Annotated in this window: 17 protein-coding genes; 10 read left to right on the top strand and 7 right to left on the bottom strand. The window is 42.7% G+C overall.

Annotated features, from left to right (window positions below):
- Nucleotides 1-45: 45 nt before the first annotated feature.
- From MKY52_RS04990 to MKY52_RS04965, 6 genes are all read right to left on the bottom strand, one after another.
- Nucleotides 46-825 carry a spermidine synthase gene (locus MKY52_RS04990; RefSeq protein ID WP_445670981.1) on the bottom strand — a complete coding sequence of 260 codons (780 nt, stop codon included), beginning with the start codon at nucleotides 823-825 and terminating at the stop codon, nucleotides 46-48.
- Nucleotides 797-2,296 carry a response regulator transcription factor gene (locus tag MKY52_RS04985; RefSeq protein WP_341050193.1) on the bottom strand — a complete coding sequence of 500 codons (1,500 nt, stop codon included), beginning with the start codon at nucleotides 2,294-2,296 and terminating at the stop codon, nucleotides 797-799. Before MKY52_RS04985 ends, MKY52_RS04990 begins: the two co-directional genes overlap by 29 nt.
- Complete coding sequence (locus MKY52_RS04980; protein WP_341050192.1) at nucleotides 2,297-4,150, bottom strand: cache domain-containing sensor histidine kinase; 1,854 nt, start codon at nucleotides 4,148-4,150, stop codon at nucleotides 2,297-2,299.
- A 30-nt stretch (nucleotides 4,151-4,180) separates the two neighbouring features.
- Complete coding sequence (locus MKY52_RS04975) at nucleotides 4,181-5,014, bottom strand: carbohydrate ABC transporter permease (RefSeq protein WP_042185023.1); 834 nt, start codon at nucleotides 5,012-5,014, stop codon at nucleotides 4,181-4,183.
- Nucleotides 5,015-5,016: 2 nt separating this feature from the next.
- A complete protein-coding gene (locus MKY52_RS04970) occupies nucleotides 5,017-5,910 on the bottom strand; it encodes a carbohydrate ABC transporter permease (RefSeq protein WP_042185025.1) in 894 nt (297 codons plus the stop codon).
- Between the two features lie 107 nt (nucleotides 5,911-6,017).
- Nucleotides 6,018-7,370 (bottom strand): ABC transporter substrate-binding protein, encoded by a 1,353-nt coding sequence (locus MKY52_RS04965; protein ID WP_341050191.1) that lies wholly within the window; start codon nucleotides 7,368-7,370, stop codon nucleotides 6,018-6,020.
- 320 nt (nucleotides 7,371-7,690) lie between these two features.
- On the opposite strand from MKY52_RS04965, the gene MKY52_RS04960 reads away from it, so the two are divergent.
- Entirely contained in the window at nucleotides 7,691-10,243 is a 2,553-nt protein-coding gene (locus MKY52_RS04960) for a beta-mannosidase (protein WP_341050190.1), read from the top strand.
- 679 nt (nucleotides 10,244-10,922) lie between these two features.
- Nucleotides 10,923-11,906, top strand: coding sequence for an alpha/beta fold hydrolase (locus MKY52_RS04955; protein ID WP_445670980.1), 984 nt, complete (start codon nucleotides 10,923-10,925; stop codon nucleotides 11,904-11,906).
- A gap of 77 nt (nucleotides 11,907-11,983) precedes the next feature.
- Here MKY52_RS04955 and MKY52_RS04950 read toward each other — a convergent pair whose 3' ends face one another.
- Nucleotides 11,984-12,817 (bottom strand): helix-turn-helix transcriptional regulator, encoded by an 834-nt coding sequence (locus tag MKY52_RS04950; RefSeq protein WP_076283833.1) that lies wholly within the window; start codon nucleotides 12,815-12,817, stop codon nucleotides 11,984-11,986.
- Between the two features lie 170 nt (nucleotides 12,818-12,987).
- Between MKY52_RS04950 and MKY52_RS04945 the strand changes: the two genes are divergently transcribed.
- From MKY52_RS04945 to MKY52_RS04910, 8 genes are all read left to right on the top strand, one after another.
- On the top strand, nucleotides 12,988-15,039 hold the full coding sequence (locus MKY52_RS04945; protein ID WP_341050188.1) for a beta-galactosidase: 2,052 nt from the start codon (nucleotides 12,988-12,990) through the stop codon (nucleotides 15,037-15,039).
- 183 nt (nucleotides 15,040-15,222) lie between these two features.
- Nucleotides 15,223-16,197, top strand: coding sequence for a phosphotransferase enzyme family protein (locus tag MKY52_RS04940; RefSeq protein WP_341050186.1), 975 nt, complete (start codon nucleotides 15,223-15,225; stop codon nucleotides 16,195-16,197).
- A 90-nt stretch (nucleotides 16,198-16,287) separates the two neighbouring features.
- Nucleotides 16,288-16,836, top strand: coding sequence for a GNAT family N-acetyltransferase (locus tag MKY52_RS04935; protein ID WP_341050183.1), 549 nt, complete (start codon nucleotides 16,288-16,290; stop codon nucleotides 16,834-16,836).
- 104 nt (nucleotides 16,837-16,940) lie between these two features.
- Complete coding sequence (locus tag MKY52_RS04930) at nucleotides 16,941-17,927, top strand: phosphotransferase (protein WP_341050181.1); 987 nt, start codon at nucleotides 16,941-16,943, stop codon at nucleotides 17,925-17,927.
- Nucleotides 17,928-18,157: 230 nt separating this feature from the next.
- A complete protein-coding gene (locus tag MKY52_RS04925) occupies nucleotides 18,158-18,661 on the top strand; it encodes a CYTH domain-containing protein (protein WP_341050179.1) in 504 nt (167 codons plus the stop codon).
- Between the two features lie 103 nt (nucleotides 18,662-18,764).
- Nucleotides 18,765-20,153, top strand: coding sequence for a threonine synthase (gene thrC / locus MKY52_RS04920; protein WP_341050178.1), 1,389 nt, complete (start codon nucleotides 18,765-18,767; stop codon nucleotides 20,151-20,153).
- A 337-nt stretch (nucleotides 20,154-20,490) separates the two neighbouring features.
- Nucleotides 20,491-21,477, top strand: coding sequence for a Gfo/Idh/MocA family protein (locus MKY52_RS04915; protein WP_076299094.1), 987 nt, complete (start codon nucleotides 20,491-20,493; stop codon nucleotides 21,475-21,477).
- 19 nt (nucleotides 21,478-21,496) lie between these two features.
- Nucleotides 21,497-22,372, top strand: a complete 876-nt coding sequence (locus MKY52_RS04910; RefSeq protein ID WP_341050176.1) for a radical SAM/SPASM domain-containing protein — start codon at nucleotides 21,497-21,499, stop codon at nucleotides 22,370-22,372.
- Nucleotides 22,373-22,436: the final 64 nt, after the last annotated feature.

Raw genomic sequence — 22,436 nt, 5'->3', positions numbered from 1 at the left:
ACCCACAGTGAAGTGGAGGATGAGGTCATTTTTATTTGCAAAACTTTAATCCCGAATAAGATATCCTTGCCCAAGCTGAATTTCTTTAAAGCCTGCCATGTGGCGAGCTTGAAAGCGGATCGGCTTAAATCCACCTATAATAATGATGTTTTTGATATCCGCAGCCCCATCTGAAGGTAGTGAAAAGGATTTGATATAGGTGAATTCTTCCGCGAGCGTGGTGTGAATCGCGTTAATATGTGGGTCATTTTCACCTTTTCCCATTAGATTCATTAGGAGATACCCTTCAGCATTCAGTTTTGAATACACGATGCTGAAAAATTCACTGGAGATTAAGTGCCTCGGCGTGCCCGCGGCGGTGAAAGCATCCAAGATGATGTAATCATATTTCTGTGGTTCTTCACCTTCAAGGATCTGACGTCCGTCACCGATCACTACGTTATCTTGCATGTATCCAAAATAGCGGCGGCTTAATTCGACTACTACACTGTCTAGCTCAGCTATTTTAAATCTTTTGTCTAGAAAATGCCCAGCAATCGTTCCAATCCCATGACCAATAAGAAAGGCATCCTCGAAAGAGGGAGCGTTGCATTCCATCAAGTGAATGATGGCTCGCGGATATTCAAACACAACTCGTTCTGGGTGATTGAGATCCAGCGCACCTTGAATGGCCTGATTGGAAAACTGCATGACGCGGAACGCACCTTGTTCACCGTATAGTTCTGTGGTGTCATAGACGGTGATTTCATGATTATCGCTGCTCGTGTGAATCTGTGATTGCAAGTGATCAAACTCCTTATACGATAGAAATTCGTTTATATTCATTGGGTGTAACGCCGACTACACGTTTAAAAAGCTTATTGAAATAGGCAGGATCGCCATATCCAACTTCTGCTCCAATCTCGTGAATCTTTAGGTCAGGGGCATTCTTGAGCAGATGCTTGGCTTTGCGTAGCCGGATTTCCGTGATGTAGTCTGTTAATGTAAGTCCAGTCTCTTGTTTGAACAGCTTACTTAAATAGCTGGGTGTCAAAAAAACCATATTCGCTAAGGTGTTCAGATCTGCATGTTGATTATAGTTGGCTGATATCCAGCGCTTTATGGTTTCTACAGCTGTACCGGACATCTCTAGTCGTTGGGCTCTGATCTCAAATAGAATGCATGAGAAATGGTTAGTGAAACTACGCTCGATTTCACTGAAGCTCATACTGGACGCGATGCTTTCATCTAGCCCAAGATAGGGTGCACCTTTGTAGAGGGCCTCAAATTCTTGCAATTCTTTTTGCGCAGATTCAATAACCCATCGACAGACACGGAGAATTTGACCGGGCACAGCTTGTTGTGATTTCAGAACTGAGAATAAGTTATGCACGCGCTCTAAAGCACCCTCCATATTCAGGATCTGCAGATCATGGATTAATGGTTCCTTGATCGCATTAAAAGGCTCAAGGATATTTATCTCAGACTGCTGAATGTTCTGAATATTTGCATAGTGCAGTCGGTCAGGATTATAAATGCCGACGCTGCAGGCTAACTTAGCATCTAGATATGCTTGTCTAAGCTTGGCGGTATCATTATAGGAACTGCTAGTACCTACATGCAGTATAATACCATTGGCAGAGATACGGATTCTATCGCCGATTTCATTCCTATCGCTGTCTGAGAGTTGCTTTGTAGAATACAGGACACAGACATGCAGTCCATTTTGAATCTCTAAGCTGTCGATACTAAATGCCATCTCTTGCCGCAGACTGTCTACACAAAAACAGACGGGTTCTCTTGATCTTCCTTTGAACACAAAGACTGAGAAATAAGGTTGGGGCAAAGTAAGGCTCGACAAAAGCAAGGGTGAAGGGGGCTCGTCGCCTTGAAGAAGGGTTAGTAAGAGACCAGAACGGTGACGTACCTCCTTGTCACGAGAGAACTGCTGCTCTTCCTCTAATTGATAAAGCAGCTCGAATAATTGCTCCTTATCGATTGGCTTTAATAAATAGTCTACTGCAGAGCTACGTATGGCTTCTCTGGCATAATTAAATTCAACAAATCCACTCATTAGAATGGAGCGGATTTGTGGGTGACTGGCTTTTAATTGTTTAATTAATTCCAAGCCGTTAATTTGCGGCATACGAATATCAGTAATCACAACATCAAGTTGAAGTGAAGGTAACTCGTCAAGTAGATGTTTCCCGTCGGAGTAGGTGCCGATGACCAGAAATTCAGTGTTTTCTTTGCTGATCATTCGGGCCAGACCTTCGCGGATCAGGATTTCATCGTCAACAATTGCAATACGCAGCAATCAGAGCATCTCCTCTCTGTAATTCATATCATCTTCACTAGGAGTAGTGAAGGTAATGTCCTCAATGCGCAGCGTAACACGAGTACCCACTCCGAGCTTACTCTCTACAAGGAGCCCGAATGAGCTGCCGTAATGCAGACGGATTCTCTCATTCACATTTCGTAGGCCAATACCAAACATTTCACTTTCAGTCCCATTTTGCAGACTATTATTTAAAGAACGAAGGGTAGCTGCATCCATACCGATGCCATCATCTTCTACACAGAATACGACATTTCCATGCTCACTCCATGCGGTGATGCTTAAGGTACCGAGACCTATTTTTTGATCTAAGCCATGAAAAACTGCGTTCTCCACAATGGGTTGGAAGACAAGCTTGATTACAGGAAGATGTAGAAATTTCTCTGGCACATCAATGTGTAGATTGAACTTATCTGGAAACCGGATTTGTAGCAGATGATAATAATTTCGTACATGATCCAGCTCTTGTCTGATCGTAACGGCTTCTTCGCTTCGGACAATACTGTAACGCATCTGAAGTCCAAGCAAATAGGTGAGTTTCGCTACACGGGGGTCATCATTGCTCTCTGCCAGCATACGGATAGACTCCAGCGTATTATAAATAAAATGGGGATTGATCTGATTCTGAAGTGCCCTCATATCAGCCTTCTGCTTACGCTTCTCAGTGAGGGATACTTCCTGTAGCAGATCCTTGACCCTTATGATCATTCGATTAAAATGACTGCCAAGCATTCCAATCTCATCATTATATTTGGAGTGCTGCCAGACATCTAGATTACCGTGCTGTACCCGTTTCATTAGACGGACTAAAGATTTAAGGGGTTTGGTCAGCGCATGGGAGATGAACGTCGCAACACAAAGTGCAAAAGCAATAATGATCAGTGTAGTTAATATAAGAGCATTGCGATTCTTCTGTACAGGTGACAGGATCCGGGCCAAAGGAATCGTAACCATAGTCGTCCAACCTGTCTGTTTCGAGACGGTATACACTGCAAGATAAGACTGGCCATTCATTTCTATTTGAAAATGATCCTGTTGCTGATTCACATGCTGCAGCAAAAGCTGCGTGTTCAGACTTTGCCCCTCACCGGTTTGCATCGAATTTGAGGCGTCTTCACCGTCATAGATCAATTTTCCGTTATTATCTACAATTAGTGTGTTGCCTTGTGTAACTGCGTTTACGGGATCAATGATCCCCTTAAACAAGTTGATGTCTACATCAAATACGAGAATTCCTATATTATCTAGCGTGCTTACAGAATTAATGGTGCGAAGTACACTGAAAACCTCTCTATGGACATTGGAGTTTATACGAATCGTATGTCTGCCTTGAATGACAGGAGCGGCCCCAGCTTCTTCACTTAAGGTTCTCCATTCGGCTATTCGTTCTTCAGGATACAGCTCGTGGATCCCGGGGACTCTATCATAAAAAACAGAACCGTACTGATCCACCATGTACACGGCGATGATCTCTTCCTTCGTATGCTTCAAGTAGCTCAGGAACATCGCCATGCCAGTACTTTTATCCCAGTCGGTATTTTGCTGGGTTAGGTAGAATTGTACATCGGTGTTATACAGCGGTAGCGCTGTGTATCTTTTTAGATCGGCAACATAACGGTCAATGGTATCAGAGGCATTCGATGTCATTTGGTTCGCGCCTTCCGTTGCATTCACAAGAACAGAATTGAACATGGAGCGGGAGGACAAATAACTAACATAAGTGATTGGAAGCGAGATCAGAAAGACAAATACGACGATCAGTTTTCGCTCCATCGGAAGATTGGCAAGGAACAACCACATTTTTCGTAAGGCTAGCCGGATGAATGATACCATTTGCGTTGTCCTTTCTTAAAGTGAACTGCCTTATTTAACTGCGCCGCTGGTTACGCCTTCAAAGATGTAACGTTGTAGGAAGAAATATAGAATTATTGTGGGGAGCAGGATAAGCAGAATGGCCGCACAGATCAAATTCCATTCGCCCGAATTGACCCCTTGAAAACGCATCAGGATCGTCGTAACTACGCCCAGGCTTTGTTTTGGCATATATAGATAAGGGATGTACATGTCATTATAGATACTAATCGTTTTCAAGATAATCAAAGTAGCCGTAGCCGGCGTCAATAATGGAAAAATAATCGAGCGATAGATTTTAAAAAGAGATGCACCTTCAACCATCGCGTTCTCATCTAGATCCACGGGAATGTTACGGATAAATTGCAAATAAAGAATAATTTGAATCACATCTGCTCCGATGTATAGCACGATAGGGGCGCCGAGTGTATTATAAAGCCCCATGCTTTTGATGATACCAAAAGTGGCTACTTGCGTCGTGATGCTAGGAATGATAGTGGCTATTAGATAAGCACCAAAGACAACAGGTTTTAATTTAAAAGAGAAGCGTCCCAGTACAAATGCTACCATAGTTCCAAATAGAATGTTCAGAATTAAAGTAATAGCTATAATAATTAATACGTTACCAAATCCGTTAAGTAAACCTCCACGCTGGAACACTGCAATGAAATTATCGAAATTAAAAAAGCTTTTTGGCAGTGCCATGGAGCTACTACTGTTAAATTCATCAGTCGATTTGAAGGCATTTACGATAACTACATAAGGAGGGAAAAGCACGACAAATACGCCGATGATTAGCGAGAAGTATTTAATAACATCTGTAAAGCGGAATTTGGAGTTTGTCATGTCTATTTGTCTCCTCCCCGGCTAAGAACTAGTTGCTGTACTAATAGTACGATGACGACAAAGAAGAGCAAGATAATACTCATGGCAGAAGCGAGACCATAGTTGTTGTAAGCAAATGCAGTGTCTACAACTTTCTGTACGTAAGTTTCGCTGGCGCCTGCAGGACCACCCTTGGTCAATACGAACGGGAGATCAAAGACTTCCAGTGCTCCTGTAACGGTAAGAAATAAGTTAAGCTGAATGACTGGCTTCATATTCGGTAAAGTAATTCTCCAAAGGGTTTGGAAAGGTCCAGCACCATCAATCTTTGAAGCCTCATAGATATCGTTTGGTATGGCCTGCAAGGAGGCGATGTAGATGACCATGTTATAACCCATGAAACGCCAAAATCCTGTGGATGCCAGAGAATAGTTGACCAGTCCTTCTGTTCCAAGCCAGCTGGTCTGTCCTAGTCCGGTTAGACCGATGCTATTCAGGAACATATTCAGAGATCCGTTAGTAGTGTCAAAGACATAACCAAACATAAAAGCAACGGCAACTCCGTTCATGATGTAAGGAAGGAAAAGTAAGATTCGGAATGCGTTTTTCCCTTTGAGCTTACTATTCAGAACAACCGCAAAATAAATGGCGACTATGTTCTGAACAATTCCCATAGCGAAGTAAGCAAAGTTATGTGTAAATACTTTGAAAATATCAGGATTAGAGAAGACCTCGCGGTAATTAGCAAGTCCGACCCATGGTTTCTCTGGGCTATAGCCATCCCAATTGGTGAAACTGTAATAGATCAGCTTAAGCGCTGGATAATACGTGAATGTCGCAAGGAGCAACAATGGGATCGTAAGGAATGATACAATGATTATCATTTTTTGTTTGTTATAGGAAAGTGTTCCGAACATCGCTAGCCCTTCTTTCATAAAAGCTTGGTATGGAAAGGCAAAATGGACTATCCGTAAGGGCGATAATCCATTTTGCACCGTGTTGTACTTCTGGTCAAAAGTTTGAATTAATAGCCGAGATCTTTCTTAGCTTTAGCCCAGGCTTTATTCCATTTGTCTAATACAGTTTGCGGATCTTTGGCAAGCACAAATTCCTGTACAACAGCAGGGAGATCTAATTGTGCCTTGTTGCCGATTTCTGTAACCTTCGCATCGTCAACAGTTCCTTCTACTAACTCTACTCCGGTAGCTTGGAATTCTTTTAGCTGAGCCAGATTAGATTCTTTTCCTTTTAGTGGGGAGATAAAGCCCGCGAAGTCCTCATAGCCGGAATCCTCAATCATCCATTTTACGAAAGCTTTGGCAGCTTCTAAATTTTTGCTGTTTTTAGCAACAGCATAGAAGAAGTCAGGGCTAAGAGTAGCGGATGGTTTACCTGAATTGTCATAAGGGAACGGGAAGAAGCCAACATCGTCTGAAGGAGCTCCTACTCCAATAACTTGGTTAATGACCCAGTTGCCGAGATAGTACATGGCGAACTTACCAGAAGCGATGTCTTTTTTCGATTGCTCCCAGTTGGTGGAGTTGATGTCTTTTTCCAGATACCCTTTTTCGTTGAGCTCCTTGAGCAGGCTAAAGGCTTTACCATAGCCGTTGTCCATGGTAAATGGTGTTTCAGAGTTCAGCTTCTCATTAGGGAAGTCGGGGTTGCCTGCAATTAGGCGCGGAGTGTCATAAGCCCATGTACCCAGTGGCCATTTATCTTTGAAGTTAGAGGACAGCGGAATGACACCCTTTGCTTTCAGCTTTTCGCAGGCAGCCAGGAATTCATCCCAAGTCTTAGGGGTTTCTGTGATGTCAGCATCCGTAAATGCTTTTTTGTTATAAACAATCCCGGATGTAGAGTTCCCTGTGGTAATTCCGTACAGCTTGCCATCAAAGGATTTGAAGTCTTTAAAGGTGATTTGATCGTTCAGGCCGAGATCATCCAGTGAAGCGAAGTATTTCGGTAGGTCGGAGTTAGGAATGGTAGGAATGAACATAACGTCAGGAAGCTCGCCGCTGGCCATTCTGACTTTAGCCTGTTGATTATAGTCGGTCTGGGAAGCCTCGAATTCGACTTTAACGTTCGGGTATTTTTCATTAAAGCGCTTTAAATATTCATCGTATTCTTTGCCAATCATGTCTGTTCTGTTAGTCAGGAAGGTGATTTTGCCACTAATGTCAGCTCCTGCTGCAGGTTCGGCTGTTGCGTTGCTTGTCGTGTCACCGCCGGTAGTCTCTGTGTTAGTTGCTGCGGGCTTATCGGTTGCAGAAGCCCCGTTATTGGTGCTGTTGCCATTGTTCGAGCCGCAGCCAGCCAGCGTTGATGATAAAAACATAACCATAACAAAAGATAACGGAAATAACTTATTTCTCATAACTTAATCCCCTTTTCATTATTTTGTTAGCGTTTACATGAACATTATAGCTTTAAATAAAGCGTTTAGAAATGTATTGTATTATTATTTATTGTCTTTATTTGTTTTGTTTGAACGATTATAATTAGTGTATACCTAACGAATGGATAACAAAATACCAAGAATAACAAGTGGATTCAATGAAATGCTAGAAGAGGTATGTTATTTTGAAAGATGAATAGGCTTACAAAACTTAAGCAGACGCTTTCGAAGTGAGTTTTGTACGAAGTCACTTGGAGAAGCATATGCTCTACAAAACTTTTAGCAATTAGGAGGATATTATGAAACATCTAGAGATGAATCTTGCGAAGTGGGAATTTAGAAGCTGTGGTGACGAGGAGTGGCTTCCGGCTACTGTGCCAGGCACGGTCCACACGGATTTACTGAAGAACGGAAAGATTGAAGATCCCTTCTATGGAACAAATGAACATAACCTACAATGGATTGACAAGAAGGATTGGGAATATCAAACCACTTTGCAGCTTGGTGAAGAGTGGTTGGAGCTTACTTGCACAGAACTGATTTTTGAAGGTCTTGATACATATGCTGACGTGTATGTGAATAATGTACATGTGCTCGCTGCAGACAATATGTTTTTGGCGTGGAGAGTGGATGTTAAAGATCAGTTGAAGATTGGTGAAAACCATATACTAGTGAGATTCCGCTCTGTAGTTAAAGAGGATCTACCTAAGCTAGAGAAGCTGGCGTATGCGTTACCTGCACCGAATGATCAATCCGAGCTTGGGGGACTAGAGGAACAGCGGATTAGTGTTTTTGCCCGCAAAGCACCTTATCATTACGGCTGGGATTGGGGTCCGCGTTTCTTGACTAGTGGAATATGGCGTAAAGCGGCCCTTAAGGGACGTGATTCAGTTCAAATCATAGATCTCTATATCCGCCAAAATGTGATCACAAAGGAAGAGGCTCAATTAACCGCAATTATTGAAGTAGATGCTCCTGCGGCATGGCAGGGAATGCTGCGAATGAGTGCTGATGGTTTAGAGTCGATACAAGCGGTTTCCTTAAAGAGTGGCAAGCAACAAATAGAGATGGATATCGTGGTAGATCAGCCGCAGCTCTGGTGGTGTAGAGGGCTGGGCGAGCCACATTTATATACATTCCAAGCGGATTTGGTGAAAGGTAAGGAAGTTGAAGTTAGCAAAAGTGTAAGAACCGGTCTCCGCAGCATTCAATTGATTCGGGAGCGGGATGCGAAAGGGACTTCATTTTCTTTTGTACTGAATGGTGTGTCGGTCTTCGCCAAAGGTGCCAATCATATTCCGAATGATAGCTTCATCACAGAAGTAACTGAGGAGCGGTATCGGCATGAAATTGCCACGGCCGCAGAATCAAACATGAATATGCTGCGAGTGTGGGGCGGCGGTTTTTATGAAGAGGAGATATTTTACAAGCTCTGTGATGAATACGGGCTGTTGGTCTGGCAGGACTTCATGTTCGCTTGCAGCATGTATCCGGGGGATGAAGCGTTTCTTGCGAATGTGAAGAAAGAAGCTGAGTATAACGTCAAAAGATTGCGCAATCATCCCTGCATCGCCCTATGGTGTGGCAATAACGAAATTGATTCGGCCTGGTCACAGTTCGAGGAAAATATGGGCTGGGGCTGGAAAGAAAAACTCAGCGCGGAGCAAAGAGCTACAATGTGGGCTGATTATGAGGAAATATTCCACCGGATTCTACCGGAGGCTGTAGCCGCGTTCCATCCAGGTGTGGACTATTGGCCGTCTTCACCGATGCGGAATTTGACTGGAGATATGAATCAACACGCGACGCGGATTGTGGGCGATGGGGATGTGCATTACTGGGGCGTGTGGCACGGAATTGAGCCTTTTGAGAATTATAATACCAAGGTTGGCCGCTTTATGAGTGAATACGGATTCCAGTCGTTCCCGGAACTAAAGACCGTAATGAGCTATGCTGAAGAGCAGGATTTGGAGCTTACCTCAGAGGTGATGCTGGCTCATCAGAAGAATGGACGCGGAAATTTGCTGATCAAGGAATACATGGATATGTATCTGCCGCAACCGAAGGATTTTAAATCATTTCTGTATATGAGTCAAATCCTCCAGGCCGAAGCGATTCGAATCGCGATTGAAAGTCACAGAAGAAATAAACCTTATTGTATGGGTACTTTATACTGGCAGATGAATGATTGCTGGCCAGTCGCTTCTTGGGCGGGGATGGATTACAACGGACGCTGGAAAGCATTGCAATATACCGTGCGCTCAAGCTTTCAAGATGTTCTGTTGTCTATTGATGGTACCGACCACGAGCGGATAGACGTTCATGTCGTATCTGATTTAAGAACAGCAGTCACCGCTGATTTGGGGCTTAAATTGTATCAGTTTAACGGTTCGGTACTGCGAGAGTGGACATATCCTGTTGAGCTGGGAGCCGATTCAGCGGCTATCGTATTCTCGTCTCCAGTGGCGGAATTGTTAGAAGGTCATGGATCGAACGATGTATTGCTTGAGATCAGCTTGCAGGCTAATGGCGAGATGATAGATCGTAAGGTGCACTATTTTATCCCAGAAAAAGAAATTCGGTTGCAGCGTTCAGTAATTAATATAACGGAAACTCCAGATAGCGGAGGTCTAAGCTTCACTGTGACAAGCGATGTATTAGCTAGAGGCGTATACCTGACCTCAGAAGATGAAGGGATATTCTCTGACAATTACTTTGATCTTCTCCCAGGGCAGCCCAAGACGATAACGTTCTCGAAACGCGGGAACGATGGAAGGGACTGGATTCCAGGCACTCCTAAGGGGCTGAAGGTTCAATCGATGGTTGATTTTGTGAGCGAAGATTTACTGTAAATCTTAAGGAGAGAAGGACTATCGCATGGGGATTTCAATTCAGGAAGATGAGGGATTATTTCTTCGGCGGTGACGGTCTAAGGCAGGTAGGACTGGCACTGCCAGATGTCCAGCAGGATTATGTTAGCGGATGCTTTAAATTGAAGATGCGGCAATAGATATTTTATTTTTTCAATAAAAAGCAAGCCAAGAGCCCGGCTCTTGGCTTTTTAATGTAGATGCAAGGACTGGTCAAGGGTATAATCCTGCAAAAGTACAGTTTTTAATGGTACTAAGTTGGCAAAAGTAATATATTCCTGCAAATCTGCAGTTATTCTTGCTCTAGAAAAAGCCCTCGAGCCATATGTAGGGATATTCCTGTATTTTCGCAGCTTTTGGACATAGTGATCAGGATTTCTTAACAAAAAACTGTATTATTGCAGGATTTTTCTGGCCTCTGGTCTCTAGTCTCCAGTCTCTAGTCCTGCGGAGGGCATGGATATGGATGATTTAGAGCACGTTATATTTTCATTGTGTGAGTGATTCGAGGACTCATAAAAGTATGATGCTGTATCGTTTTTTCGTTAATTCATATTCCGTTCATATTGAAGACATGAGGAGTACATCTTCATTGGTTAACCTTACTGTAGCAGTCGGTTATGGTGGTCCAATAGACAGAGGATGACAGGAGAAGATGTGAGTGAAACTAAGAGAGGTAATGAGTGTGAAGGCGGGCACGAGAACGAGTAGAATACTAAACATTTTATTGAAAACCATAGGCGCAATACTCATCGCAATCATGCTTTTTCTCGCTATTGTCTATACAGTTAATTTGATCAGCAATAAATCGGAACAAAATAAAATAGAACCCTATGGTCAGTTAGTACCCGTAGATGGGAAAAACATGAATGTTTATATTCAAGGAAAAGGTGAAGAAACAGTCGTGCTACTACCGGGTTATGGCACAGCAGCGCCAGCTCTTGATTTTAAAGCATTAATAGATGAACTGTCGCCGTTTTACAAAGTTGTCATGATTGAGCCTTTTGGGTATGGATTAAGTGATCTGACCAAAAAGGAGCGCAGCACAGAGAATATTGTAAGTGAAATTCATGAAGCTTTACAGGGTCTTAATATTGACCGTTATATTCTAATGGGCCACTCCATTTCAGGCATTTACGGACTTGATTATGTTAACAAATATGAAAATGAAGTAAGTGCATTTGTCGGGCTTGATAGTAGTGTTCCATCGATAAGCGAGAGGAAGATCGAAGCTTCGGAATTAAGAACTATAAATCTGCTCAAAAAATCAGGTCTAATCAGATTGCAAATGAAACTTAGTGCTGACCCCATTGCTGAACTACCATTTGATGAAAAAACAAAAGAACAAATGAGATTGATCAATCGCAAAAACATATTTAATCCCACCCAATTAAATGAAGCTGGAATGATGTATTCAAATTTTAAATCAGCTGAAAGTTTAACATTTCCTAAAAATCTTCCTCTTATTTTCTTTATACAAGCGAATCAACCAGCAACGGATAGATGGATACCAGAGCATGAAAAGCAAATCAAGGACTCTGTACATGGAAAAATAGTGAAGTTTGAAGAGGGACATTATTTATATCGCACTAAAGCAAAAGAAATCGTAGAAGATTTTCAGGCATTTATGAAAGAAATAAAATAAGTTTGCCGTTGAGCCGAACGAACTTCAGGGTTTTCTCTGATTGTCGTTCGGTTTTTTCTCGTTCAACGTGTAAGGAATTATGATCCAAAAGCCTGACGGTACTTTACGGGGGACATCCCCTCGAACGTTCTGAACACTTTAATGAAATAGCTGGACTGGGCAAAACCGGACTGAGTCGCAACCTGAGCAATGGAGAGTCCAGTAGAAACCAGTAGAAGCTTGGCTCTGGCCAGTCGACAATCCGTTAAATAACGGTTTGGTGTTTTGCCCATAACCATTCGGAACAGCCGTAGAAAATGATAGCTGCTGTACCCGGTTAGTCTTGCCATCGACTCCAGTGACCAAGGACGGGCACATTCGACATGAATGATATCTGCGGCACTGCGGATAGACTGCCTGACCTCGTGCGGTACTGAGCCGTGAAGCGGTTCGGAGTTCTGCAGCAATTTCACTAGAAGCTCGTACAGAAGCGCGGATAGTCTTGGTTCACTACGTGTTACATAGGAAGCGCTCAGCAAATACATTTCCTCGAATAGCTCATCCAGCTTAGCGTCCAAATCAAAAGTGAACAGGTATGCACTAGACTGGTCCACTTCTTCTAATAAGGGGAGTACAATTTGAGTGCTAAAATGAACCCAACGAACATCCCAAGGCTCTCCGGGATCAGAGCCGTACTGCTGGTAGGCGCCTTTAGGGTAAAGAAACCCACGTCCTCTGCTCATTGGAATACGTTCGCCCTCATGGAATACATAACCCTCCCCACCAAAGATTAAATGCAGGTTATAGCTTCCCAGGAATCCTTCACTTCTTCTCTCGGTATGCTGTGGAAAGTGACTGTAATGTCCCAAAAATTCAGGATAACAGACATATTTTGAAAAAGCTGGTGTCGGCAAATACCATTGTTTCTTCATGTTATATGGCACTCATTTCTGTCGCGCATCAGTGCGCTAGTTGGATTAAGGTAATTAACGCAAGATAGTTATATGATCGCAATATTTTGTTATATAAGCCTTATTAATACTGATACTACAATAGAATTATAAAATACTGAAAGCATATTTTTAATACTTTGGAGGTAATCATGAAGAAACCTGTCGCAACAGAAAAATTCGAGCTTGGCGTCTGTTATTATCCGGAACACTGGCCGGAAAGCATGTGGGAGGACGATTATCGCCGGATGCGGGAACTAGGCTTTACAATCATTCGGATTGGGGAGTTTGCTTGGTCTATTTTTGAACCAGTCCAGGGTGAATTTCAGTTTGGGCTCTTTGATCGGGCGATTGATTTAGCTCATAAACATGGTCTTCAGGTTGTGCTCGGTACGCCGACGGCAACACCTCCAGCTTGGCTGACCCATAAGTATCCAGAAGTATTAAACGTGACGTATGAAGGTGTTACCCTACAGCATGGCATGCGCCGTCATTATAATTACAGTAGCCCCAAATATCGTGAGCTGTGTGCTCGGATTACAGAACAGATGGCTGAACATTATGGCAATCATCCAGGTGTGGTCGGTTGGCAAATTGATAATGAGCTCAACTGCGAGATCAGTGAATTTTATTCAGAGAGTGACCATAAGGCTTTCCGGGAATGGCTGCAGCAGAAATATGTCACGCTTGAGCGGCTAAACGAGGCTTGGGGGGCTGTTTTTTGGAATCAGAGTTATAGTGATTGGTCTCAGGTGTATCTTCCGCGTCCTACCCCGTCACCCAAGCAGCCCAATCCCCATCAGGCTTTGGATGAAAAGCGGTTTATATCGGATAATACGATTTCTTTTGCCAAAAACCAAGCGGACATCATCCGTAAACTTGCCCCTAAGCAGTGGGTAACAACGAACGGTCTGTTCGGGCATCTCGACAGCCATGAATTGACGGATGAATTACTGGATTTCTTCAGCTATGATTCCTATCCGCAGTTCTCGACTATTTTTTATGATCCGAATGAGCGGAATCCGCTGAATGACAGAGGCTGGGGACTTTCATTATCTGTTGTCCGTTCTATTTCCCCTAATTTCTGTATTATGGAGCAGCAGTCGGGACCGGGTGGCTGGGTGAACCGGATGGATATGCCATCTCCGAAGCCGGGACAGATGCGGTTATGGACCTATCAATCGATCGCTCATGGCGCAGATATGGTGCTGTATTTCCGCTGGCGGACAGCCACGATGGGCAATGAAATTTATTGGCATGGCATTAACGACTACCATAACCAGCCGAACCGAAGAGTACGGGAAGCGGGACAGATCGGTCAAGAGCTGGCGGGGGCAGGGCAAGCACTTATCGGCACCCGTAATCAGGCTAACGTTGCTATTGTTCGTGATTATGCTAATGAGTGGGATGGAGAATACGATGTTTGGCATGGCCCATTTATGTGGAAGAGCAATAAGGAGTGGTACAAGGCGCTTCAGCGGAAGCATATCCCGAATGACGTACTCTATTTACGCAAAAAGACAACGCTGGAAGAGCTCGCACGGTATGACGTGCTTATCTATCCTCACCCGGCGATCATGACAGATGAGACAGCATCGCTTTTGGATGAATACGTTAAGCAAGGTGGAAAACTGATCTTCGGATGTAGAACCGGTTATAAGGATGAACGTGGTCAATGTTATATGCGACCATTCCCAGGTGCTGCTAGGGATCTATGCGGGATCACAGTCGAAGAATTCACCATGGTTAAAGGTAGTCGTCAGCCAACGACGATTAGCTGGTCGGGTGCGGCAGAAGGGGCTACTGGGGCAGATGATTTTAATGATATTCTCCGGATTGGGGATGATTCGGTCGAAGTCATGGCAGTCTATGCCTCGGACTATTACGCGGGAAAACCGGCGGTTACAAGAAATCGTCGCGGCAAAGGCGAGGTTTGGTATTACGGAGCAGTCTTTAATGAACAAGCAGCGTCCATAATCATAGAACAAATCGGTCTGCAGCCGCCAGTAGATTGGCTGGTGCTCCCTGAAGATGTAGAGCTGCAAGTTCGTAACGGGACTTCTTCCAGTTACACTTTTTTACTTAATTATAGTGAATTGCCTGCCTCCATACATCTGCATGAGACCAAAACAGATTTACTGAGCGGAACAACATTATCGGGTGAGGTTACTCTGGAAGGCTTCGGTGTATTGGTATTACATTAATGGAATGAATAAAAGCTAATGAAATAAGTAGAGTTACGTATTAGAGATCTAATATGTAACTCTATTTTGTTATAGGAGCTATTCAACAGGATACTTTTTAAATATAGTTATTAATTCCAACAAAATACAACGAGCAACAGGTACAATATAAAGAATATTCTAGATTTGAAGGAGGGAAGTCTTATGATCATTGAAGCTGAGAAAGTATTGTTGCAGTATTCGTTCATCGATCCCATCATTGAATTCATTAGACATAATGAGAATATTACATTTAAAGTGACCGACAAAACGGATAACAAGAATTATTTGTTACGTATACATAAACCAATATCTGAAGGGTTCTCAGGCTTACAACATACTCGAGATGGATTACAGGCAGAAATGTTTTTTCTGCGAGAAATCGATCAGAAGAACATACTAAAAGTTCAAAGACCTGTTCTAAATCAAAAAGGGGAACTGGTTACTGAATATAGTTCAGAGCAATTGGGTACTAGTTTGGCCACTCTTTTAGAATGGATCGAAGGCTCCACGCTAACCCAAGATGAAGATAACATTGAACAGATTGTTTATAGATTAGGTAGAAATCTTGCCAGTTTACATGAATTCTCGCGAACGCTAATGCCCTTGGAGTTACATAGACCTGTATACAATGTCACAAAGATTGATGAAACTTTAATAGAACTTGGAAAGGGAACAGACAATGGAGCCCTTATTCAGGAGGATTACGAAGTTATTAGTAGCGTTCTACTCGTAGTAAAAGAACAATTAGCAGAGCTAGACGCTAGGGACAACTCATGGGGATTCATTCATGCTGATTTTCAACTGGGCAATGTCGTTGTGTCAGAACAAAATCCTATCTTAATAGATTATTGTTTATTTGGTTATGGTTACTACCTGTTTGATTTGGGCTCTGCATCTTCCATGTTGAAAAGTGAGCTCCGCAAAACGCTTTTGGAGGGTTATGCTTCTATATCAAGCTTTTCGCTTGATGAGATTCGGTACATTGAAGGACAAATATTTATGGATATTTTTATTAGTTACGTATTTTTTATTCATGACTCTGAGAGGAACGGTTGGATAAAAGAGCACGCCTCCAAAATATGCAGCACGTTATGCCTCGATTTTCTTGAGGGAAAAGAGGTATATTATTCGTTTTAACGATGGTGTGATATTCTAATGGGGAATGAAAAATGAAGGGACTGAACTATGCGCAGAGATCATTATTTTTAAACCAACTATTAAAATTTAATGGAGGTAAAAATAATGTTAACTACAGAGTTACACACAGAACGATTACATTTAAGAAAAATGAAGGTATTGGATTCGCCAAGTTTGTTTAAAATTTGGTCTGATCCAGAGGTTACCAAGTTCATGAATATTGATAGTTTTACTGATGAAAATCAGGCAAAAGATATGATAAAACTTCTTGATGAATTTTCTCTAGATAACAAAGCTATTCGTTTCTCTATAATTGAAATGGAATCCAATGAAATCATAGGTTCTTGTGGTTTTAATTCCTTAGACTTTGAAAATGAGAAAGCGGAGATTGGATATGACATTGCTAGAGCATTTTGGGGAAGAGGCTATGCTTCAGAAGCTATAAGTGCTTTGTTAGATTACGCATTCTCAACTTTGAAGCTGAATCGAATCGAAGCAAAAGTGGAACCCGAAAACGTGAATTCATTAAAAGTCTTGCGAAAACTGAACTTTATGTTTGAGGGAACCTTAAGAAGGTATGAAAGAGTAAACGGGAAGTTTATAGATCTCAATATGTATTCAAAATTAATAACAGATTGATTATTAAAGGCAGTTTAACGCAAAAACTTAGATTTATCCCAGAGGTTATATAGGTCTCCATAAGGAATAAAAACTTATACACTATAAATATAGGAGTTGACCAGATGGAGACAATATTAACAGAGGAAATGATCTTGGATGACCTACTAAAAACATTTCATCGTTTATTCGGTATGAATGTAATTGAAACTACTTCGATAAAACGAGGCTGGTTAAACTTAAAGTGGAAAGTTACGACGGATGCAGGGGAATTGTTACTTAAACAATACAATAAAGAAAGATATAAATTATATAAGTCAGAGGAGATATTGTTAGCACTCTCTCAACAGATTAGATTGTATGACCAAGGTCTAGCTTGCCCCAAAGTGCTATCACAGAATGAAAGTATTTTGCTTGAATCTGATAATGGAGAACGCTTCCTGGTGATGGAGTATTGCCGGGGGAAACTAATTTCACCAGGTAAAATCAATGTCCATCAAATATATGATTTAGGTCGAGCAACAGGAAAAATGCATCGATTGTTAAATGACGGGACACTTGGCATTAAAAATAGTCCACAATTTATTCCTCCAAGTCGTGAGGAGCGTTTAGCACATTGGAACTCCGTTTGGGAAAAGACTAAGGAACTTGGTAAACCTCAGCTGCTTGCTGATATAGAAACTCAATTTAAAGCTACTGAAGAAATGAATATAGAACTACTCGAATTACTTCAAACAGGCTGGGCACATCGTGACCTTTGGGTAGATAATCTTTTATTTAATGATAACGGATTATCTGCAATTCTAGATTTTGATCGACTAAAATATGACTATCCGCAGCTTGATGTAGCTCGTGCTGTGATGTCATGTGCCTTAGATGATAATTTAGATGTCTCCCTGGCTTCGGCGTTTATGGAAGGGTACAGTGAGGAACGCGACGTGGTAGAGGGCTATTTAACACATTCATTACAGTTGTTGTGGTATATGGAAAGCACATGGTGGATTAATGCTAACATGGATCAACATAGTGTACCGCCAGCTCGCTTTGCGAAGGAAATGATTTGGCTTGCGGAAAATCAAAAAAATATGTCCGCTTTGTTAGGAAATCTTTAGATAACGTAAAATTAACCACTATTCGTTAAGCTAACGGGTAACTATAGCTCAACTAAACAGCGACAGTCTAAGGCTTTGTCTCCACGTCCATGACTGCCGCTGTTTCTATTATTGAGGTAATTCGAAAAGAACAAGACCTTTTTCCCCATAATCTACATTGACTTGGGTTTGTCTCACCCCTATGATGATTATTAATATAAAATAAATGGCACGAAGAGGAGCGAAACATCATGGCTTTGGAGATCGAACGCAAGTTTCTGCTGCCGGAATTTCCGGAGCAGCTTATTCAAGAAGGCGAATTGAAGATTGTGACCCGGCATAATATCGATCAGACGTATCTGGCGATAGACGGCGGACAAGAGCTGCGTGTGCGTAAAATTACGGATCTGGACTCAGGTGAGGTAACGTATACACACACGTTTAAGGATGGCAAAGGGATCAAACGCGAAGAGATCGAATATTTTATCTCGGAGGGTTTATATAATCAGATGATTGAGGCAGTAAATGCGGTAGCCTTGGTCAAAGAGCGGATTACGGCGGTGTGGAATGACACAACGGTTGAGATCGACGTCTATTCTCAGCTGAAATTGTCCGTTCTGGAGGTTGAATTTGAATCTTTGGAGGAAGCGGAAAGCTTCAAGGCGCCGGAATGGTTCGGCAAGGATGTCAGCACGGAACGGCAGTACAGCAACAAAACCGTCTGGAAAGAGCTGCAAAATAAGACAAAGAATTAACGGACTTTAGCGCGTAAACGTGGTAGTATATAGGGAAAACAGGCAACGATAAAGTGAAACTTATATTTATATATAGTATATAGAGGGGTTCAGGAGGATGAGCATGAAGTATATAAGCACAAGAGGCAATGTGGAACCTAAAGGCTTTATCGATACGGTGTTGATGGGACTTGCCGATGACGGCGGATTGATGGTTCCTTCCGAGATTCCTGTCGTTTCAGCAGCTACTTTAGAAGAGTGGAGAAGTCTTAGCTACCAGGAATTGTTCCTGAAGATTTTCGCCTATTACACTAATGATGAGATTCCTTTAGAAGATTTGCAGGAAATGGTCAATACTAGTTATGGCAATTTCCGCACGCCGGAAGTAACGCCTATTCACCAAGTGAATGATTCCCTGTATGTATTAGAATTGTTCCATGGCCCTACTTTTGCCTTCAAAGATGTAGCACTGCAGTTTATGGGTGAGCTGTACTCGTATATTTCCAAAAAGCAGAACAAGATCATCCACATCCTCGGAGCAACCTCGGGGGATACTGGGGCGGCTGCGATTCAGGGTGTCCGCGGCAAAGAAGGAATCAAGATCTGTATTCTTCATCCGCATGGTAAGGTTAGTAAAGTGCAGGAGCTGCAGATGACTACAGTTGATGACAGCAATGTACTGAACCTATCTGTTCATGGTAACTTTGATGATTGCCAAAAGGTGATTAAGGATCTGTTCGCGGATCTCGACTTTAAGAGCCGTTATCATCTGCGTGCGATCAACTCCATTAACTTTGTACGTATTCTGGCGCAGACTGTCTATTATTTCTATGCGTATTTGCATGTCGATGGCAGCAACGAGAAGAAGATTAACATCAGCGTGCCTTCCGGCAACTTCGGTAATATTTTCTCCGGATATCTGGCGAAGCAAATGGGATTACCAATTAACAAACTGATTATTGCTACAAATGAAAATAACATCTTGGAGCGTTTCGTGAACACGGGTGAATACAAACCGGGCAGCTTCACAAGCACATACAGTCCTTCGATGGATATCCAAGTGGCGAGCAATTTTGAGCGTTATCTATATTATTTGGTAGGCGAGGATTCCGAGAAACTATCCGCGTATATGTCCAAGCTGCAAACCGAGGGCAAGATTACGGTTGAAGGCGAGGCGCTTCAGCAGGTGCAGAAGGATTTTGCAGCGCTTGGCGTGAAGAATGATCAATGCTTGAATACAATTGCTAAGTATCAAAAAGAATATAGCTACCTACTTGATCCGCATACTGCATGTGGAATCGCAGCTTACGAAGCTTTTAATGGCTCGGATGAGATTGGGATTACCTTCGCGACCGCACATCCAGCTAAGTTTGATGAGGCGATTACTCTGATTGACATTAAGCAGGAATTCCCGGCACAAATTAAAGCGTTGTTCGAGATGCCACAACACCAAACCGTAGTGGATCATGACAAGGATGAAATTGTGCGTCAATTGCAGGCTTTTTATAAATAAGTTGTAAATCCATATGGCTCAGCAGGCTCCTGTTCTTAAGTTAAGAATGGGAGCCTTTTTTAACGTTTATATTTGGGGTCCCCGCAAAGTACCTGATTATGCATCGAAGCAAAGGTCCACTTTGTGGGGATGTTTTACTGCATCCTTCGACAAAAAGTGTCGCTGTTTACTATGAATAGTTTGATATCGACAAAAGATGAAGGAGTGGTGCTTTTTTTCACAAGGTGGATCTATCGGAATTTGTCGGAAATTTGTCCTGAAAAGTAGACATGACTACCCTGAGAGTGAGAAAATAGCATATAGAGCTTTAGTAAGAACTAAAAAGGACGGGATTATCATGACAATTCGTTTCGGGGTCATTGGAACAAACTTTATTACAGACCGCTTCGTGCAAGCCGGCTTGGAGAATGAGGACTTTATCCTGACAGCCGTGTACTCCCGCACAATGGAGAAAGGTCAGGCCTTTGCTGCTAAATATGCTGGAGCTACAATTTATACGAATTTGGAAGATATGGTTTCCAGTAAAGATGTCGATGCTATTTACATTGCAAGCCCGAACTCCATGCATGCTGAGCAGGCGATTATGTGCTTAAATCATGGCAAACATGTGCTCTGTGAGAAACCAGCTGCCTCAAACAGTGCGGAGCTTAGAGCAATGATTGAAGCCGCTCAGAACAATGATGTGTTGTTGGTAGAAGCAATGAAATCGACCTTCATGCCGAATTTCGGAGTGATCAGAGACAATTTGTATAAGATTGGTCAAGTACGTCGTTATTTTGCGAGCTATTGTCAATACTCATCGAGATATGACGCCTATAGACAGGGAACGGTATTAAATGCTTTTAACCCAGCCTTCTCTAATGGCTCGTTGATGGATCTTGGCGTTTACTGCCTGTATCCTATGGTAGTGTTGTTCGGGAAACCGAAGTCTGTAAAGGCCGTGGGTCTAATGCTCTCTTCTGGAGTGGATGGAGAAGGAAGTATTGTCATGCAATATGATGATATGGATGCAGTTGTGATGCATTCCAAGATCGCTGATTCCTATTTGCCAGCCGAGATTCAAGGGGAAAGTGGTACAATGGTGATCGATAAGATCAACCAACCCTACCAAGTGAAGATTCATTATCGCGATGGAACCGTCGAGGAGCTTACGCAGCCTCAAGTATTCGAGTCTATGTATTATGAGGTTGAGGAATTTATCAACTTAATTAAGAATGGTGAACGGGAAAGCAGAGTTAATACACATGCGAATTCCTTGGCAGTAGCAGAAGTTATGGAGGAAGCCAGAGCACAGATCGGCCTTCGCTATGCCGCAGATCTATAAATAGAATGGGGAGCAGCACTTGAAGACTTTTAAAAAGGTATACATTGAGATAACAAGCGTCTGCAACCTATCCTGCAGCTTTTGTCCACCAACCGCCCGAACGAAGAACTTTATGAAGCTCGATACTTTTAATACGATATTAGATGAAATTAAGCCACATAGTAATTATATTTACCTTCACGTAAAAGGTGAACCATTGCTGCATCCCAAGATTGGTGAGCTGCTGGATGCGGCACATGCCAAAGGGTTCAAGGTCAATATTACTACCAATGGTACGTTAATTCATAAGGCTGGCCCTAAGATTCTCGGCAAACCTGCACTTCGACAGATGAACTTCTCTCTGCATAGCTTTGATGGGCATGAAGGATCTGAGAACCGCGAAGGGTATTTGTCGGAGATTATTTCTTTTGTACGGGAAGCCTCCGCGCAAGGGGTCATTATTTCCTTCCGGCTGTGGAATTTGACAGAGGATAATCTGACCAATCTGGAGAAGAATCGGAACCGTGAGACTCTTGCTGTGCTGGAGGAAGCCTTTAACCTTGATTTCAAGATCGAAGAAAAGGTTGTACCTGGCAGCGGCGTCAAGGTTGCCCCACGGGTATATCTCAATCAGGACCATGAGTTCCGTTGGCCTGCACTGAACGAGCCGGAAGATGACGGAAAAGGGTTCTGTCATGCACTACGCAGCCAAGCGGCAATCCTTGTGGATGGTACCGTTGTACCGTGCTGTCTGGATGGTGAAGGAGTCATTAACCTCGGCAACATTCATGAGACTCCTTTCTCAGAAATCGTAGAGGGTGAGCGAGCGAACAATCTGTTTTACGGGTTCTCTCGTAGAGAGGCAGTAGAAGAGCTGTGCCGCAAGTGCGGATATCGGCAACGGTTCGGAACTTGAGGATTGGAATATAAACAGAATCGGGACATGGCAATTTCATGAATCCTGGTTCTGTTTTTTAATT

Source organism: Paenibacillus sp. FSL P4-0184, assembly GCF_038004625.1.
In the GTDB taxonomy this organism is placed as follows: Bacteria; Bacillota; Bacilli; order Paenibacillales; family Paenibacillaceae; genus Paenibacillus_AQ.
This window is presented reverse-complemented; position numbering and strand designations above follow the sequence as displayed.

Excerpts from the sequence above, each read along its gene's own strand:
- MKY52_RS04990 (WP_445670981.1), bottom strand. The coding sequence starts at position 825 with ATGAATATAAACGAATTTCTATCGTATAAGGAGTTTGATCACTTGCAA.
- MKY52_RS04980 (WP_341050192.1), bottom strand. The coding sequence starts at position 4,150 with ATGGTATCATTCATCCGGCTAGCCTTACGAAAAATGTGGTTGTTCCTT.
- MKY52_RS04975 (WP_042185023.1), bottom strand. The coding sequence starts at position 5,014 with ATGACAAACTCCAAATTCCGCTTTACAGATGTTATTAAATACTTCTCG.
- MKY52_RS04970 (WP_042185025.1), bottom strand. The coding sequence starts at position 5,910 with ATGTTCGGAACACTTTCCTATAACAAACAAAAAATGATAATCATTGTA.
- MKY52_RS04965 (WP_341050191.1), bottom strand. The coding sequence starts at position 7,370 with ATGAGAAATAAGTTATTTCCGTTATCTTTTGTTATGGTTATGTTTTTA.
- MKY52_RS04960 (WP_341050190.1), top strand. The coding sequence starts at position 7,691 with ATGAAACATCTAGAGATGAATCTTGCGAAGTGGGAATTTAGAAGCTGT.
- MKY52_RS04950 (WP_076283833.1), bottom strand. The coding sequence starts at position 12,817 with ATGAAGAAACAATGGTATTTGCCGACACCAGCTTTTTCAAAATATGTC.
- MKY52_RS04945 (WP_341050188.1), top strand. The coding sequence starts at position 12,988 with ATGAAGAAACCTGTCGCAACAGAAAAATTCGAGCTTGGCGTCTGTTAT.
- MKY52_RS04940 (WP_341050186.1), top strand. The coding sequence starts at position 15,223 with ATGATCATTGAAGCTGAGAAAGTATTGTTGCAGTATTCGTTCATCGAT.
- MKY52_RS04935 (WP_341050183.1), top strand. The coding sequence starts at position 16,288 with ATGGAGGTAAAAATAATGTTAACTACAGAGTTACACACAGAACGATTA.
- MKY52_RS04930 (WP_341050181.1), top strand. The coding sequence starts at position 16,941 with ATGGAGACAATATTAACAGAGGAAATGATCTTGGATGACCTACTAAAA.
- MKY52_RS04925 (WP_341050179.1), top strand. The coding sequence starts at position 18,158 with ATGGCTTTGGAGATCGAACGCAAGTTTCTGCTGCCGGAATTTCCGGAG.
- thrC (WP_341050178.1), top strand. The coding sequence starts at position 18,765 with ATGAAGTATATAAGCACAAGAGGCAATGTGGAACCTAAAGGCTTTATC.
- MKY52_RS04915 (WP_076299094.1), top strand. The coding sequence starts at position 20,491 with ATGACAATTCGTTTCGGGGTCATTGGAACAAACTTTATTACAGACCGC.